The organism is Prolixibacter sp. NT017 (assembly GCF_009617875.1).
In the GTDB taxonomy this organism is placed as follows: Bacteria; Bacteroidota; Bacteroidia; order Bacteroidales; family Prolixibacteraceae; genus Prolixibacter.
In genome coordinates this window covers 989,612-1,006,255 of record NZ_BLAV01000001.1, presented here as the reverse complement: position 1 = coordinate 1,006,255, position 16,644 = coordinate 989,612, and the positions used below count along the sequence as shown (strand labels likewise).

13 protein-coding genes are annotated in these 16,644 nt (G+C 40.6%); all 13 read left to right on the top strand.

Annotated elements, in window-relative coordinates; all coding sequences use genetic code 11:
• Window positions 1–843 precede the first annotated feature (843 nt).
• Window positions 844–1,641: an XRE family transcriptional regulator gene (locus tag GJU87_RS04155; RefSeq protein ID WP_153638345.1), complete on the top strand. Its 798-nt coding sequence runs from the start codon at window positions 844–846 to the stop codon at window positions 1,639–1,641.
• Between the two features lie 10 nt (window positions 1,642–1,651).
• Entirely contained in the window at window positions 1,652–2,473 is an 822-nt protein-coding gene (locus GJU87_RS04150; protein WP_153638344.1) for a polysaccharide biosynthesis/export family protein, read from the top strand.
• 57 nt (window positions 2,474–2,530) lie between these two features.
• Window positions 2,531–5,074, top strand: coding sequence for a tyrosine-protein kinase (locus tag GJU87_RS04145; RefSeq protein WP_153638343.1), 2,544 nt, complete (start codon window positions 2,531–2,533; stop codon window positions 5,072–5,074).
• A 214-nt stretch (window positions 5,075–5,288) separates the two neighbouring features.
• Entirely contained in the window at window positions 5,289–5,723 is a 435-nt protein-coding gene (locus GJU87_RS04140; RefSeq protein ID WP_153638342.1) for a hypothetical protein, read from the top strand.
• Window positions 5,724–6,031: 308 nt separating this feature from the next.
• Complete coding sequence (locus tag GJU87_RS04135; RefSeq protein ID WP_153638341.1) at window positions 6,032–6,505, top strand: hypothetical protein; 474 nt, start codon at window positions 6,032–6,034, stop codon at window positions 6,503–6,505.
• A gap of 644 nt (window positions 6,506–7,149) precedes the next feature.
• The gene (locus tag GJU87_RS04130; protein WP_153638340.1) at window positions 7,150–8,460 is read left to right on the top strand and encodes a nucleotide sugar dehydrogenase; all 1,311 of its coding nucleotides are present in this window, start codon (window positions 7,150–7,152) and stop codon (window positions 8,458–8,460) included.
• A 98-nt stretch (window positions 8,461–8,558) separates the two neighbouring features.
• Window positions 8,559–10,067 (top strand): lipopolysaccharide biosynthesis protein, encoded by a 1,509-nt coding sequence (locus GJU87_RS04125; RefSeq protein ID WP_194831435.1) that lies wholly within the window; start codon window positions 8,559–8,561, stop codon window positions 10,065–10,067.
• Between the two features lie 2 nt (window positions 10,068–10,069).
• Window positions 10,070–11,197 (top strand): glycosyltransferase, encoded by a 1,128-nt coding sequence (locus tag GJU87_RS04120; protein ID WP_153638338.1) that lies wholly within the window; start codon window positions 10,070–10,072, stop codon window positions 11,195–11,197.
• A gap of 60 nt (window positions 11,198–11,257) precedes the next feature.
• Window positions 11,258–12,424, top strand: coding sequence for a glycosyltransferase family 4 protein (locus GJU87_RS04115; RefSeq protein WP_153638337.1), 1,167 nt, complete (start codon window positions 11,258–11,260; stop codon window positions 12,422–12,424).
• Complete coding sequence (locus tag GJU87_RS04110; RefSeq protein WP_153638336.1) at window positions 12,421–13,536, top strand: glycosyltransferase; 1,116 nt, start codon at window positions 12,421–12,423, stop codon at window positions 13,534–13,536. The genes GJU87_RS04115 and GJU87_RS04110 overlap by 4 nt, the downstream gene beginning before the upstream one ends.
• Window positions 13,537–14,402: 866 nt before the next feature.
• The gene (locus GJU87_RS04105; RefSeq protein WP_153638335.1) at window positions 14,403–14,843 is read left to right on the top strand and encodes a hypothetical protein; all 441 of its coding nucleotides are present in this window, start codon (window positions 14,403–14,405) and stop codon (window positions 14,841–14,843) included.
• Window positions 14,809–15,636 (top strand): glycosyltransferase family 2 protein, encoded by an 828-nt coding sequence (locus tag GJU87_RS04100; RefSeq protein ID WP_153638334.1) that lies wholly within the window; start codon window positions 14,809–14,811, stop codon window positions 15,634–15,636. The genes GJU87_RS04105 and GJU87_RS04100 overlap by 35 nt, the downstream gene beginning before the upstream one ends.
• Before the next feature lie 67 nt (window positions 15,637–15,703).
• Window positions 15,704–16,639, top strand: a complete 936-nt coding sequence (locus tag GJU87_RS04095) for a glycosyltransferase (protein WP_153638333.1) — start codon at window positions 15,704–15,706, stop codon at window positions 16,637–16,639.
• Window positions 16,640–16,644 lie beyond the last annotated feature (5 nt).

Here is a 16,644-nt window from a genome sequence, read left to right as displayed (position 1 = left end):
TCTACCCGAAAATTTACTAAATAAGGGTAAGGATGGCAAATGGTATTCACACAAAAACCATTACACCTATTCGACTTTAACTTTTACTACCTCTAGTCTTCTGTCAATCTAAAACAGGAGATGCCAATAAACCTGAAATCTGAGACTCCAAACTATTTCAGCTGACTAGGTTCACTTCCTTACCGGAAATAAAGAAACATACCAGTTGATGAATCCACAATACGCAAATTCTGACAAGGGGTTATCACTTTCTTCCATCCGGCTTCTTTTTCCTTCTTTTATTTAAAAGCAATATCGATAAAAATTTACACCAACGCTACTATTCTATCTAATAGCAATTTCCGCTCCCTAATTGAGAACACACCTCAGCAGATATCTTTTAACACGCTATTCCTATCTGTTTTTTATATTGCATATAAATTAAACTGATCGATCAACATAAAGCATATTTGAATAAATGAAAAATACATTTTTGCATTATTTACGCAATTTAAAATGCTTATAAATATATCTACTTAACAAATAAAGTAAATTTGTCTCCACAATTTTTGATAAAAAATTTTGTTTTAGATAATGTTTGAGTGTTGACAAGGCAGCACTTCCCTATTTTGTATAGACTCTGTTTTTTGAAGCTTATCTCATAAATGGGACTGAGGAGGCGAAGCTGTATTCGCTGTTATTCTAAAACACCGGAAAAACAAGACAACTAACAAGTTTATAATCAGCAATAAATTACACTATCCTCCATTTCAATCTCATAAACACTTACACATTCTATCAACGCTTTACAACTTCGGCCAAATACAAAATCAAATTGCTATTCTTACTTTAATACCAGCCACAATGAACGGCAAACAAAACATTACAAGCCAGAATTTTACCAAAATAGTAAAGAAACTTAAGGCCACCGGACAAATCGATACTTATACACAATTTGCTAAAACAATAGAGTATAGTCCACAGTCACTTAACGAGATATTAAAAGGGCGACGGGATGTAACTATCGAGGTGCTACGCAAATTATTTATAACCTATCATATTGATCCGGCAGAAATATTTAATATTAAACCTTTTAATCAAAACAAAGTTAAGGACACGGACAGTCAAACATCACTGCCAACACATCTGTCACTCCAGACAATCAGACTGATTGAAAAGCTACAGACGTTCGAGTGGATGAAAAACTACAACAACCAGGAGTTCTACGATAACCTGCCTACATTCCAAATTCCATGGGAAGGCTCCCCCTCCGATGATTTAATCTGCATTCGCTACAACGAAGATATGATGCATCCAACCCTTCAATACAACGACTGGTTGGTTATTCGCAGCAGACAATCGGCCAAAGAACTGAGTATTGGCAGGATTTACATTATTCTGAGTTCGCATGGCCTGCTTATCAGAAGGTTGAAGAAAATTTCCGGCGACAAGCAGTTTCTTTTGTTGCAAAGCGACAACCTTTACCAAATCAAACAAAAGGTAGAGGTACAGGACATACTGGCAATCTATGAGGTGGAAGCACGTTTTACCCATACGCTTTCCATTCCATCGTGGGAAAACACCAGGCGGCTGAATCATCTATTGGAAGATTATCAGCTTCTGCGCTTAGCTCCCGGGGGGTTAGAAAAACGACAGCACTAACCATTCACTTATGTTTATCATTAACGAAGAAAATTCTCAAACAACCGTTATCCACCAGCATTTGAAGATCATGAAAACCGTATTCCGATTGATAGCAGCGGCTGGCCTTTTTATTCTGGCTTCGTGCACAACGCCGCTGAGGGAGATTACCTACCTGAACAACCTTCAGATCCAGGATTCAGTTATCCAGACCCATCGGGTAACACCTTACCAGATTAGGCCCAACGACAACTTATATATCAATGTCATCAGCGATAATCCCAAAGCATCAGCTTTTTTGAACCTGGCCCAGCCCGACCAGATTTACACCTCCGATGCAGCCATCGAACTCATCACCTACATTGTCGACAGCAACGGGAACATCGTGCTCCCCTACATAGGGAAAGTCCACGCAGCGGACAAAACGGTAGACAAACTGCAAACCGAACTGCAGGACAAAGTGAATACCATGCTGGCCAATTCTTCAGTGCTGGTCAAGCTGGTCAACCGCACCGTAACCGTGCTGGGCGATGTGAATCGTCCCGGGCAGTACACCATGCGGAAAAACAACATGACGGTTTTCGAAGCCCTGGGCCTGGCCGGCGACCTGAATGATTACGGGAACCGCAAAAAGGTACAGCTCATCCGGAAAAACGGGGATGAAGAGCAGGTGACCACCATCGATTTGACGAATGCAGACCTGCTCGCATCCAACAATTACAGTATTCAACCCAACGATGTTATTTACATTCCGCCCAAACACCGGGTATTTGGAGCCAAAACGCTACCGTTTACCACGCTGTTTACAACCATATCGACCGCGGTGCTGTTATATACCGCTTTCTCGAAATAGAAACAGGCACCAATCATTTATTCAACCGAAAGCCGACTCCTCAATATTTCGCATTCAATGAAAGAACAACAACCACAACCGCAACCGGTCTTCATGCCATTTTTCGAACAAGAGGAGAAGATCGATTTCAAAAAATATTTTTTCCTTTTTTTATCGAATTGGTACTGGTTTGTACTGGCTGTGTTTTTCACCATAGGGGCCGCATGGGTATACCACCGGTTCACCAACCCCCTTTATGCGGTATCAGCTTCCCTCCTCATCAACGAGGATAAAGGAAGCAACCCGCTGGAAGGTTCCGGCGGTAGTGGATCGCTCAACGCTTCCGACGTCTTTCAGGGCTTTGGGCTGTTCCAGGGCAAACAGAACCTCGAGAACCAAATCCAGATATTGCAATCATGGACCCTGGTTAGCAAAGCCGTTAACGAGATGAACGCGGAAGTCTCCTATTACGAAGTCGATATGGGGCTGGAAAAAGAGCTGTACAACAATGCCCCTTTCCGGATTGAATGGTTATCCCGGCACCAGCAACTCGTTGGCGCTACTTTCGAATTCGACGCCCAGCCCCACAGCGGCAGGTTCATCCTGAACGTGACCGGGGAAAAGCCTCGAACCTGGGATTTCCGGCACCGGCAAGCCATTCACCAATACAGCGATTACTCGGTCACCCTTCCGGTACGCCTAAATGAAGTGATAGAGAGGTCGGAGTTCGCTTTCCGGATCATCCCGGTCAATGGTGCTACACTGCCCGAAGGGACTTACCGCTTCCGGTTTAACACCCACGGTGCCCTGGTCGATTATTTCCGGCATAGCCTGACAGTAGCCACTGTGAACAAAGACGCCACCCTGCTAAATCTCAAAATGGAGTCGGCCACGCCTTCCAAAAGCATCAGTTTCCTGAACAAACTGATGGAGGTGTACCAACAACAAAACCTCGATAAGAAAAACGAGATGGCCACCCGTACCATCCAGTTCATCTCTTCGCAACTGGGCAGCGTCAGCGACTCGCTGACCGCTTCGGAAAGGCACCGCGAACAATTTCAAAGCCGGAACAATCTGCTGGATCTTTCGTACCAGTCGCAACAGCTACTCGACCAGATGGTCAGCCTTCAGGAACAGAAAGAGCAATTATCGACGCAAAAATCATATTACACCTACTTGCTGAACTACCTGAAATCGAACAACGACCTGAAACAGATTGCAGCTCCCTCTACAGTAGGCATCAACAACCCGATGCTGGTGTCGCTGTTGCAGCAACTGGCCGGACAAACACTGGACTTAACCACACTGGAAACAACGGTCATCGATAAGAACCACCCTACCCTTCAGCAGTTGCGTTCGCAAATCGAGGTAACGAAAAAGGCACTGATAGAAAACAGCCGGACCATGCTGCACCAGTCCAATATGGCCATCGGCGACATCGACAAACGACTGGCCAAACTCCACGGCGTAACGGAAAAACTCCCGGAAGTAGAACGGAACTTTGTGAACATCGAGCGAAAGTACCGCCTCGATAGTGATACCTATACATTCCTGCTCCAAAAGCTGTCAGAAGCCAAAATTGCCAAAGCGTCCAATACACCCGACAACGCCATCATCGACCCGGCTATGCTGGCGGGCAGTGCTCCCATCAGCCCCAACAAACGAATCGATTACCTGCTGGCGCTGTTCCTGGGACTCGCCGTGCCGGGCGCCATTCTTCTCATCAGCGATTGGATGGACGATAAAATCCGCAACGAAGAAGAAGTAAAAAAAATGAGCGACATCCCCGTGCTGGGAAATATTCCACACGCACCGGATGGCGATACGAAAAGAACATCGTTACTCGACACCCCCAATTCACCTTTGGGTGAAGCTTACCGGGCGTTGCGACAAACACTGAAGTACTTTATCAAAGGAAAGAATAAAACAGTACTGGCCATCACCTCCGCCGGCGCCGGAGAAGGAAAAACATTCTCGGCCCTGAGTACCGCCGCCTCATTTGCACTGATGGGGCACTCCACCGTCGTGCTCGATCTCGACCTGCGCCGTTCTACCCTGGCCAAAGAGTTGCATCTGCCAGGTCATATAGGCGTTTCATCTTACCTGGCGGGAACAGACGCCATCGATGATATCGTCTTCAGCAGCCGTCACCGGAACCTGAAAATTATACCGGCCGGAGAATTCCCCCCGAACCCGGGTGAACTGCTGGCCGATGAAAAAATGGGCGAACTCATTAGCACTCTGAAAGAGCGCTTCGATCGCATTGTCATCGACTCTTCGCCGTTGCTGGTCGCCGACCTGTTCCAATACGCTTCCTGCGTAGATGGTTTTATCTTTGTCGTCAGGCAGGGACTCACCCGGAAACCGGCATTGGAAAAAGCAATGACCGATTTGAAAAGGCATCAGTTAAAAAATATCGGTATCCTCTACAATGATGTTATGCAAAGCCGAACGAAAAATGGCTATGGTTATGGATACGGGTATGGGTATGGGTACGAATATGTTTACGGATTCGATCCGAGCGCTAAACAACGGAAAGACGGAAAGATGCGGATCAGCAAGTGGATGAAGGACAAGCTATCGAACGATGCCCGGCACAAAAATCAGAACCGGGAGAATTAAAGGCGAAGCTGGGCGGAGCGATATCCCAAACGTAGCATCCGGGGCGATAGTCTTTCTTAAAACTTAAAACATAACACTTAAAACTTTTCTAACGACAGCAACAAGAGAAACCACAGAAACGGCAAAGCACGTAAACTGAAATGACCGAAGTCTATCGTCTAATATCTGGCATCCTTCATCTTACAACTTAACACTCTCTTTCAACAACAGAATAATGTCAACGGAAAATTACCTGGTGCCTACCCGGGCTATTGTGACAACCTCTTTGCAGGTACATGAAAACCGGGGAACCAGATTATCCATACAGCTCATAGCAAAGGCGCTGGAGGCAGAATGGAAAAAAAACAGAATTCCCTTTTCGCTCCTCAGTTTTCAAGCTGGCCGCACCAACAGCTTCCAGGAAAAAGGAATACATTACGTTTGCTTCGGCAGACTGGTGATCACCCTGTTGCCCCATAACTACCTGGATGACGAGCACCGTCTGGAAATGTATGATCTGCTCGAAAGGCTCCGGTATCCGGTCGGAATGTTGTTGGCCTTTGGTGGACGAAGGTTGTTGGCCGAACGCATCTTCGCCCCCGACCACACGTCGCCGGTCACAAACAGGCAAACGTCGTACGGAAGAATGATGCAGAAGACGGGAAGATGAGAAGGTGAGCAAGGGAAAATATGTGAGTGGGCGATGGGAGAAAAGGCGAAGGCTCAGGCACAGGCGAAGTGGAAAAAATGAGCGAAGCGAAATCCCGACCTTGCGTCGGGGGTGAAAGTCAAAAGTCTCTCGCTGTTGTTGTTTCATGGATTTTCTTAACACTTAAAACTTTTCTAATAACAGCAACCTCTCTTCGGACGCTATATCTGTCATTTTTTTGAACAATAAGTCATTTTAGTCGAATATTTTTATTAACTTAATGATTCAAAAGGTTATGCCAACAACTATTTTTAACCAAATTAAGTGTTATGAATAATTTGATTTCGTTAAACCTAACGCCAGAAGAGGATGAGGCCATCAAACAGGCCATCTCCACATTAAACGCAACCCTGCTCCCGAAGTTAATTACACTAACCAAAGAGGAGCGCATTGAGTTACCCAAGATGGGTGATAAAACACTGGCCTTTACGACCAAGGCCAATGAATATACGGCACAGAATGATACACTGGTGCCTCCTTATTTTTCGGTCGAAGAATTCACAACCGACCTGAATGCAACAACCCGGCTGCGTGGGTATGAACAACAACTGGCTCCGTTGATGCAGGCACTCGACGACAGCATCATGGCAGCCGGTTCCGAGGCCTACCAGGCAGCGCTATTATTCTACAGCATCATTAAAACGGCAGCCGAAAATAACGTTCCGGGCGCTAAAGTCATCGCCGATGAACTAAGCCAGCGATTTAGCTGGCGGACGCGCTCAACTGATGAAGCGGCCGAATAGCTAAACCTGAACCGACCCGGTTTTTTGCATAACCTCCGGGAAGGTTTGTCGCAACGGGCAGAGAATGGGTGACGATGGGAAAAGGCGAAGGCACAGGCGAAGGAAATAGTTGAACGAAGCGAAACAAAAGTCGAAGGTCAAAAAGCCTGCAGTGAGCAACCGCGGCAATCTACTGATGTCAAGGCTTATACGTATTCATCCAACGAACGAAACCATCACAACAACAGTAACAGCGAAGCGTACCCCTAAAGGTAGGAAATTCCACCTCAGGGGTAGGAAATTCCACCTCAGGGGTAGGACGATGCACCCTAAAACAGGAAAAGGCTACCTAAAACATAGAAAAGACTACCCTAAAGGTAGGAAGTTGAACCCCTAAGGGTAGGAAATTCTACCTCCGGGGTAGGACGACGCACCCTAAAACAGGAAAAGGCTACCTGAAACATAGAAAAGCCTACCTCAAAGGTAGGAAGTTGAACCCCTAAGAGTAGGAAATTCCACCTCCAGGGTAGGACGACGCACCCTGAAACAGGAAAATTCCAGGTTAAACACAGAAAAAGCCTACCTCAAAGGTAGGAAGTTGGCCTTTCAAGATAGAAGGCTCAAGCCTAATTAGAGGCAATAACAATATCGAATCAGAACATAAAATGAATAACATCCAACCAATTTTACAAAAGATTGATTCCAATAAAGAAATTGTGGGAATTATCGGTCTCGGATATGTAGGCCTTCCGCTTGCTGTAAACTTCGCAGAAGCCGGCATTAAAGTTATTGGCTTTGACAAAAACCCTGACAAAGTTGACAAAATCAACCATGGCACCAACTACATCAAGGACATCCGAGATGCTGTATTAAGAGAAGTAGTAGATAATATCACACTAAGCGCTACTACAGATTTTAGCAGGATTAAAGAGTGTGATGCATTACTTATATGCGTACCGACTCCGTTGGATAAATTTCGGAAACCCGATATGAGCTATATCGAAAGTGCCTGTATTGATATCGGACGTTACATGAAGCCCGGCACATTTATCAGCCTGGAAAGCACCACCTACCCTACCACCACTGAAGACTTTATGCTTCCAATCATCGAACGGGAAAGCAATTTCAAACACGGAAAAGATTTTTGGCTGGCCTATAGTCCTGAAAGGGTTGACCCGGGCAACAAAAACTTTCATACCCGAAATACACCGAAAGTATTAGGTGCAATGACAAATGAAGGATTGGAAATCGGACAAGCATTGTACACCAAAGCCATCGATCACATTCACCCCGTAAGTTCGCCACGGGTAGCAGAGATGGTGAAAATTCTGGAGAACACCTATCGGCTGGTGAACATTAGCCTCATCAACGAATTAGCACTACTGGCCGGCAAAATGGATATTAACATATGGGAAGTAATAGAAGCTGCCAAAACAAAGCCATTCGGATTTCAGGCATTTTATCCGGGACCAGGAATTGGTGGTCACTGTATTCCACTAGATCCTTTTTATCTTGAGCACATCGCCAAGAAGTATGATTTTGATTTGAGTATGATACATGCTGCCGGCCATATTAATATGCGAATGCCTCATTACATGTATATTAAAATAGCCACTGCACTTAACCAGCACAAAAAAGCGGTCAATGGTAGCAACATTCTCTTTATGGGGGTTGCCTACAAACCCAATATAGACGATGAACGCGAATCTCCGGCACTGGAGATCATGGATATTGTAGCGCACAAGAGAGGTACTGTCTATTACTACGACCCCTATATCAATAATGTTAAAACCCCCAACGGCCTATCTTTTAAATCCATTGCTCTAACAGATGACTTTATTCAGCAGATGGATTGTATCGTGTTAACAACCAATCACGAGATTTTTGACATGAAACAAGTCAAAGAAAATGCTCCGCTTATCGTTGACATGAGAAATATGATAAAAGAGTCAAATGAGAAAACATATAAACTATAATAATTTTAGAAAATCACCAAGAAATAATATCGTTATTCCCTGAAGCACTATAGCCTCATACAAAATAAATAGTTACTGTTCCACAAAAATCAATACACTTGAATACTAATCCAAGCAGAAAAAAAGCAGTAAAGTGGAATTTAATATTTCAATATCTGTCATTTAGTCTTGGGATAATCAAAGGATTCTTGATTGTCCCGATTTATCTAAGCTATATTGATAAAGAAGTATATGGATATTGGCTTGCTACAGGTAGTATATTGGTCTGGATTAACATTATCGACCCGGGAGCAGGCATTGTTTTACAACAGAAAGTTGGCTATGCATTTGGAAAAAAGAATTTTGAAAATCTCAGTAAACTAATTGGCACCGGCATTATAATAGGTACAATTATTTGCGGCATAGCTTTAGCTGCAACTTATTCTCTATCATTCCTAATACCTAAATTAATTGGTTTTGAAAGCTTTGATCAAAAACAACTTATCATTAATGCTTTTAATCTAGGGGCAATTGGAGCATGCTTTAGTTTAATAGCTTCTGTTTTAAAAGGCATCAATTTTGGGATGCAAAACACCAAAATCCCAGGAATCATCGAAATTAGCTCATCATTCTCAGGAATAGTTGTAAACGTGTTGATGCTATATCAGGGGTATGGCTTATATTCAATTGCTTTTATGCTTCTGATAAACGGAGTTCTAACTTGCCTTGGAAATTTAATATACTTGCTTATATCAACATCAAAAAAACATATTCAAATTAAATATGATATTAATGACACCCTTCACTTATTTAGGGAGTTTACTTATACATTCTTTTCAAGATTAATGAATACGCTTACCAGCAATTTTGATTTAATCGTCATTGCTCGCTTTATCGGTCCGGAAATGGTAACCGTAGTGGAAATGACTAGGCGACCATTTAAAATTATCGAGGGCATGCTATATAAACCATCAGTAGTTCTTTCTCCTGCAATATCCCACTTACACGGAGAAAATGTCCCGGAAAAATTACATGACTTATTGATTAAATATTTTCATTATCTGATATGGGCATATTGCTTTGTAATTTCGGGCTTTATTCTGTTCAACAAAGATTTAGTCAGCATATGGTTATCAAAAGACATGTTTGCCGGTAATTTACTGAGCTTATTCATAATACTGGGGATTTCTTTAAAAGGCTTCTTTGCCGGAATAGGAAACCTTAACTTTTCGCTGGGGGATATAAAAGGGAGCAGCAAAACAATCGTTTTTCAAAATCTAATATATGTGCTATTAGTTATAGTTTTAGGAAAATTATGGGGAATCAATGGAATATTATTAGCGCTTGCTCCGGCTGTTTTATTTACTTCTGGATGGTACTATTTATGGAAATTCTACAGAACAGAAATATTGACTCATAAAGAGCTAAATTATGTTGTCAGAAATATCTCTTCTGCAATTATTATCGCCATCATATCTTACTACATCTCAAATCATCTAAATAGCACTTCATGGGTTCAACTAATCATCTCTGCATCTATCTATTCCCTTCTGTTCTTTGCATTTTTTTATTCCATATCTACATATTTTCGTGAATTACTAATAGGCTTTTTAAAAAAAATATACTAAATATGAAGGTATTATTCCTCTCACAAGGAAAACAAATCGAAGATCACCCAGGGTGGCAAGACGCCTTGGAAAAACTAAAATTAGAGGGTGAGATATCCGAATTTACGAACCTACCCTATATTGGATACGCTCAGAATCATGGGTGGGAGGCATTTTACAACGAAGTTGTGACTAAATGTAAGCAAGAAAATTATGACCTTGTTTATTTTCACTATTTTCACTTAAGAGGTAAACCGTCTCCTAAAAAATGTTTACAAAAATTACTGGCGCTTCAGAACCGTCCTGTCATTATAACGAGCTGCGGAGATGGCTTTTCGGATAATTGGAGGAGCCCTGGCTACCCTAATGATTTTAAAGAGATTTCGCAACTGGCAGATATTACATTCAGCACTCAGATCGGAAAAGCTGCAGACAAAATGCTAAAATGGGGAGCGAAAAATATTGTATATATCCCTCACGGCATGTGTCAGGTACGTTTCAAAGCACACAAAATAAATCCGGAAAACCACAATTTTGACTACGATGTTGTATTTATTGGAAGCAGAAATAAAGGTAGAAACTTCATGTCAAGAAATTGGAAAGCTGCAAACGAAAGAGAGAACTTAGTGAAGGCCCTACATCAAAGATATGGTAATAAACTTGGCTTATTCGGAAATGGCTGGAACTATTCTTCATCTCAGGGGCCAGTTCCTTTTAATAAACAACAACACACCTTCATGAAAGGCCGTATCATTGTCGGCGGCAATCCCTATTCTTATTCCGATTACTATGCATCAAACAGACCATTTTTTGAAATATCCTCAGGAATTCCAACCGTAGAACTTAGCGTTCCTCGCCTTAACAAAATATTTAGAGATGGAGATCATGTCTATTTCGAAAATAATTTCAAAGATTTAATAAAAAGAGTAGACCTACTACTAGACAAAGACCCCAATGAGCTTTATTCCCAAGCTGCCCAAGCCGGTCAATATATAGAAGAAAAGCACACTCAGTACCACCGAATGAGATTTAAAATTGATACAGCAAAGCGATATATACAAAATGACTACAAACTAAATGTTAGTTTTCCATTCTTTCTGCCAGAAGTAAATCTTGCGGAAGAATATCAATTCGCCGTTAAAACAAAATAAAAGAACCTTCCAAAACAAAGATATATCACTCTGATTAAAAAGAATTTTAAAATCGACAAAATGAATATTGGCATAGCCGGTCCAATTAAAGTATCATCGCTAAAGGATTATCTGGAAGACCTTAAAGACGGAGACCTAGAGCTCGGATTGGGCGGTACAGCTATAAATATTTTAGTAAAATCTTTATTAGAAGAAGGAAACAAATTAACTGTTTTTACCCTGGACCCTCGGGTCAAGGAAAAATACGCTATTGAGGGAAAAAATTTAAAGATAATCATCGGTCACTTCAGAACATCGAATAAAAAAACCCTCGATTTCTGCTATCATGAACACACGCAAATTAAACGTTTCATAGCAGAAGAAAAAAATAATCTGGATATCGTCAATGCTCACTGGAGTTATGAATATGCTATCGGTGCTATAAGGTCTGGTATTCCTCATGTTGTTACATTTAGAGACAATTCACCAACGATATTAAAACTCACAAAACATCCCTACAGGCTCACCCGGCTTTTCATGGACTTTTGGGTGAGGAAAAAGGCTAGAGCAATCTGTTACAACTCACAATATTTGAAAGATAGGATAAAGCGTCCTGGACTTATCATTCCCAATCCGTTATCAAATAACAGCATTCATACGAAACGTACCTATCCAGGAGAAAATCACATTTTTCACATTTTCTTTATTGCCAACGGATGGAATAAGATAAAAAATCCGGAAGCAGCTATTTCAGGTTTCAATAAACTAAAGAATGAAATTGCTCAAATGCAGCTGCATCTGGTTGGGCAAGATTATGAAAAAGATGGCTCCAATTATAAAACTGCGCAAAAAAAATTCAACCTGAACGACATTCATTTTCACGGAAAGGTATCTCACGAGCTTCTTTTGAAGATGCTCCATGATTGTGACATTCTACTGCACACATCGAGAGAAGAGAGCTTCGGAAATAGTCTTGTTGAAGCGATGGCGCAGGGAATCCCGGTCATTGGCGGAAAAAAATCTGGAGCTGTCCCATGGCTTTTGAATAAAGGGGAAGCAGGTTTGCTGGTCGACGTTGAGAGTCCAGATGAAATTTTTAAAGCTTTAAAAATATTGATTACTTCTCAAAAAGAATACGAAAAATATAGTGAAAAGGGGTTAGAAAATGTCCTACAAAGATTCACCCCAACAACTATTGCCAAACAATATCTATCATTGTATAATACAAGTTTGAAAACCGGCCTATGAAAGTGCTGCATCTTTTTAATCAAATCGAGTTTTCCGGAGCGGAAATCATGTATAGCAATGCTGCGGAATTGTTTCAACAAAACAATATAACCTTGTACGCATTTAGTACTGGAAAAGAAGAGGGAAACTACATTAATGTATTTAAAGATAGAGGTATTAAAACCTGGCACAAGCCAATAAATTTCTACCCACTAGCTTTAAAAGGAATTCGATACTACATCGCTCTGTATAAATTTATAAAAAGAGAAAAGGTTGATATTTTACATATACACAGGAGTAACTTATATTTCGCCGCAGCGGTTTCGCGGATGGCCGGTATATCATGTGTAAAAACGCAACACAGCACATTCCGAAACCGGTGGTTTACTCTCCCCATTGCCATTGTCCGTCGATTAATTTCACGAAATTTATTAGATGTAACTTTCCAAACCATTGGGGAAACGGTTTATAGGAATGAACTAAATTACTACAAAAATCCCTCTGTTCGAATAAACAACTGGATCGATACTGAAAAGTTTTATCCTGTAATAGACGCTCAGGAAAAAATTGCTATCCGCAAAGAATTAGGCATTCCGGAGGACGCATTTGCACTGATTTCAACGGGTAGTTGCAGCCATGTAAAAAATCACAATGACATAATAAAAGCATTGGCAGTAATTAAAACTAAAGCCAACTTTCTATACGTTCACCTCGGTAATGGATCATTGGAACAAGAGGAAAAAATCCTTGCAAAAGAATTGGGAATTGAAAAACAAATCCTTTTCCTGGGTACAAAAGAGAATGTACGGGATTATTTAATCGCTTCAGACGTATTTACAATGACTTCGAAATATGAAGGGTTAGGAAACGCAGCCTTAGAAGCGATGGCCTGCGGAATACCTTGTATTTTGTATAATATACCCGGACTACGTGATTTGGCTGTTGAAGAAAACAATAACATGCTTATTGAATCCAATTTTCAGGAACTTGCGCAAAAAATAATTCACTACCAAGAAAATCCAGTGGTAGTAAAAAAGTATGCTGAACACGCGCTAAAAAATGTTATGAGTAATTACTCCATGCAACGAAATGCCTCAGAAATCGTTTCTTTATATAAAACGATAAGGAAATGATTTCGCTAGTTGTATATAGTAAAAGAAAATAACCACCAAGCAAGTAGACTAATATTTCAACAATGAACGTGTTCCTCTACATAGGAATTGTTATCTATATATTTCTGACAACGACTGTTGCAGCAAAGCTTGGCATCGAGCATGTCGGTAGCTCCGCATCTATTATGCTGCTCCTTTTATTCTTGTATCGGCTAATCGGATTTAAAAATAAAAATTGGTTATATACTTCGAAAGGCGAAATATCGATAATTATAGTCTTATCGATTATAATTACCATCGAATTTATCCTAAATTATACAAGTGCCATAAGAAGTGTCATTTTCTTTCTCATGGTTCCAATGTTTCTCTCAATTTTATTAAGAGAACAAGGTCTCAAGACTAAGATGAATGTCTCCTATATTGTTCTTTTCTTTTTTATAAGCGAATGCCTACTGGCAATTTACGAGAGAATCTTTCAGATCAACGTTTTCCCTTATAAAGATACGATAACTGGGAATACTTCAATTGAAAGTTGGAGCTTTCGAAGTTCTGCATTTTTAGGACACCCTCTGAGTAACGCATTAAGCATTTCTATAATCATGGGATTCATTTTGACATCCAATATAAAACAAATATATAAAACCTCACTGTCTATACTAGGTTACATTGCCCTTTTAAGTTTCAATGCCAGAGGTGCTACTATAATCTGGACACTCATCTTAACATCGCACTTTGCTAATATACTGATAAGCAAGAAAACTTCAAGCACAACGAAAATATCCTACATTGCGATACTCATCATAATCATTGTTTCCATTTCTAGTTTGATATTGAATCATAATTTTGGGGGTCGACTTATACACCGAGACATTATAGATGGGAGCGCTATGACGAGAGTAAAGGTTTTTGACGCTTTTTCATTTATTAACAATACAGACTTTTGGATTGGCAATCCCAATAACTACATTCCCGTGATGGAAAAACTGGGAGCTGCCGGTGTGGAAAATTCCTATATTGTTATAATCATGAACTATGGACTCATAATGTCTGTTATATTGTTCTTCTATTTATTTTCATGGATAAAGAATCAAGTCCAATATCAGACTCTTTATAACAAGGCGATTATTATCGTCTCTTTTATTTTAGTTGGCTCTTTAAATAATGGACTTGCTGGCCCCAATGCCTGGGTCTTCTTTATCCTCTGCAGCCACTCATTTCCTTTTGTTTTTCAACCAACATTTAAACTATTTAATATATCAAAATCCAATCTCAACAAACCATACACATCTATTGATGCAGCACGTAGCAATTTTAATTACTTCTCATAATCGAAAAGACAAAACAATAGATTGCATCAAATCTATTAATGTCAGTAGCCAACACTTAAGGAAAAATCCGGACATTTTTTTAGTTGACGATGGTTCGAGTGATGGCACAAGTGAGGCTTTAAAAAAAGAATTTCCAAATGTATATGTAATTCAAGGTGATGGAAATCTATACTGGAACCGTGGAATGCATACCGCATGGAAGGCAGCCGTAGAAACAAAAATACATAATTTCTACTTGTGGCTGAATGATGATACGATTTTAGCCCCAACAGCATTAACAATCCTACTGCAAGCATCGGCAACATTTCATGATGAAGCCATTATTGTAGGAAGTACCAGCGCAACACACGATCCGTCGAAGATTACCTATGGAGGACGCACATGGAAAGGAAAGTTAATTCCACCGACCAACCAACCCATTGCCTGCAAATACTTCAATGGGAATATGGTACTCATTCCCCAGCAGGTATATCAAAAAGTGGGTATGAATGACCCGGTTTACCACCACTCTCTGGGAGACTTCGACTATGGATTGAGAGCTGCTAAAGCAGGCATTTCTATGATGATAGCTCCAGGAATTATGGGAACTTGTGATGCTCATGAGCAATTACCAACCTGGTGTAACCCGGAAAAAACTTTCAAGAAAAGATGGAAAGCATTCCGCACACCCCTGGGACACAATCCTGAGGAATATTTTATTTTTGAGCGTCGCCGCTACGGACTAGGAGTCGCGTGTTTTCATTATATCACGAACCATCTACGGGTTTGTTTTCCTCAACTTTGGAAAGGTTAATTTCCAAGTTATTAATTAAAAATAATCAGCCAAGTACTAAATCACACTGAATCAAAAACTAATAAGAATGTTAGCCCCCATTTGTCTTTTTACTTATAACCGACTAAAAGAAACGCAGCAAACCATTGCTGCACTTCAACAGAATGATTTGGCCGCTCAAAGTGAGCTATTGATTTTTTCCGATGGCCCAAAAAATGAAAATGTCCGGCCATCCGTAGCCGAGGTGAGAGAATTCCTGAAAACCATCTCCGGGTTTCAGTCTGTACAAATCATGGAATCTCCGGAAAACAAGGGGTTGGCTAATTCCATCATTTCAGGTGTAACACAAGTCATTAAACAATACGGAAAAATAATTGTCATAGAGGATGATTTAATTACTACCCCCAATTTCCTGCATTTCATGAACGAAGCTTTGGATTTTTATAAAAGCGATAAAACAATCCAATCGATTAACGGATTTACCCCACACATTAAAAAGAATAAAGAGGACGTATATTTTCAAATTAGACCGTTTTCATGGGGCTGGGCAACGTGGGGCGATAGATGGGATAAAGAAATTTTTGATAAGAAAAAAATCTGCGTTGAAATAGATTCGGATAAAACTATTTTAACGAACCTAAAAAAAACTTGTGGTGACGATATTCCGAAAATGTTAATGGATTCGCTTCAACAAAAGAACAATTCCTGGTATGTAAGATGGGTTTACGATCATTTTAAGAACCAAAAGTATTCTGTATATCCATCGTCTTCATTTATAAGTAATATCGGTTTTGGCGAGAATAGCACTCATTGCAAAGGAATAAATTCATACGTTTCTCAAAGTGTGGATATTGAAAAAACCGAATTTAAGTTTAAGGATTTTGATTTCCCAGATTCCTCAATTTCAAAAGAATTTTTAAAAAACTTCTCATTCATTAATAAGCTAAAACTTCGCGTTCAATTACTAGGAAGTAAAACCGGAAGAAACGAGCTACTAAGTGAACTCAAAATCAGAATTCATTAATTTCT

What these genes read in the sequence shown, in the direction of transcription:
- GJU87_RS04140 (WP_153638342.1), top strand. Translation starts at nt 5,289, where the DNA reads ATGTCAACGGAAAATTACCTGGTGCCTACCCGGGCTATTGTGACAACC.
- GJU87_RS04155 (WP_153638345.1), top strand. Translation starts at nt 844, where the DNA reads ATGAACGGCAAACAAAACATTACAAGCCAGAATTTTACCAAAATAGTA.
- GJU87_RS04145 (WP_153638343.1), top strand. Translation starts at nt 2,531, where the DNA reads ATGAAAGAACAACAACCACAACCGCAACCGGTCTTCATGCCATTTTTC.
- GJU87_RS04120 (WP_153638338.1), top strand. Translation starts at nt 10,070, where the DNA reads ATGAAGGTATTATTCCTCTCACAAGGAAAACAAATCGAAGATCACCCA.
- GJU87_RS04095 (WP_153638333.1), top strand. Translation starts at nt 15,704, where the DNA reads ATGTTAGCCCCCATTTGTCTTTTTACTTATAACCGACTAAAAGAAACG.
- GJU87_RS04100 (WP_153638334.1), top strand. Translation starts at nt 14,809, where the DNA reads ATGCAGCACGTAGCAATTTTAATTACTTCTCATAATCGAAAAGACAAA.
- GJU87_RS04150 (WP_153638344.1), top strand. Translation starts at nt 1,652, where the DNA reads ATGTTTATCATTAACGAAGAAAATTCTCAAACAACCGTTATCCACCAG.
- GJU87_RS04130 (WP_153638340.1), top strand. Translation starts at nt 7,150, where the DNA reads ATGAATAACATCCAACCAATTTTACAAAAGATTGATTCCAATAAAGAA.
- GJU87_RS04115 (WP_153638337.1), top strand. Translation starts at nt 11,258, where the DNA reads ATGAATATTGGCATAGCCGGTCCAATTAAAGTATCATCGCTAAAGGAT.
- GJU87_RS04105 (WP_153638335.1), top strand. Translation starts at nt 14,403, where the DNA reads ATGACGAGAGTAAAGGTTTTTGACGCTTTTTCATTTATTAACAATACA.
- GJU87_RS04135 (WP_153638341.1), top strand. Translation starts at nt 6,032, where the DNA reads ATGAATAATTTGATTTCGTTAAACCTAACGCCAGAAGAGGATGAGGCC.
- GJU87_RS04110 (WP_153638336.1), top strand. Translation starts at nt 12,421, where the DNA reads ATGAAAGTGCTGCATCTTTTTAATCAAATCGAGTTTTCCGGAGCGGAA.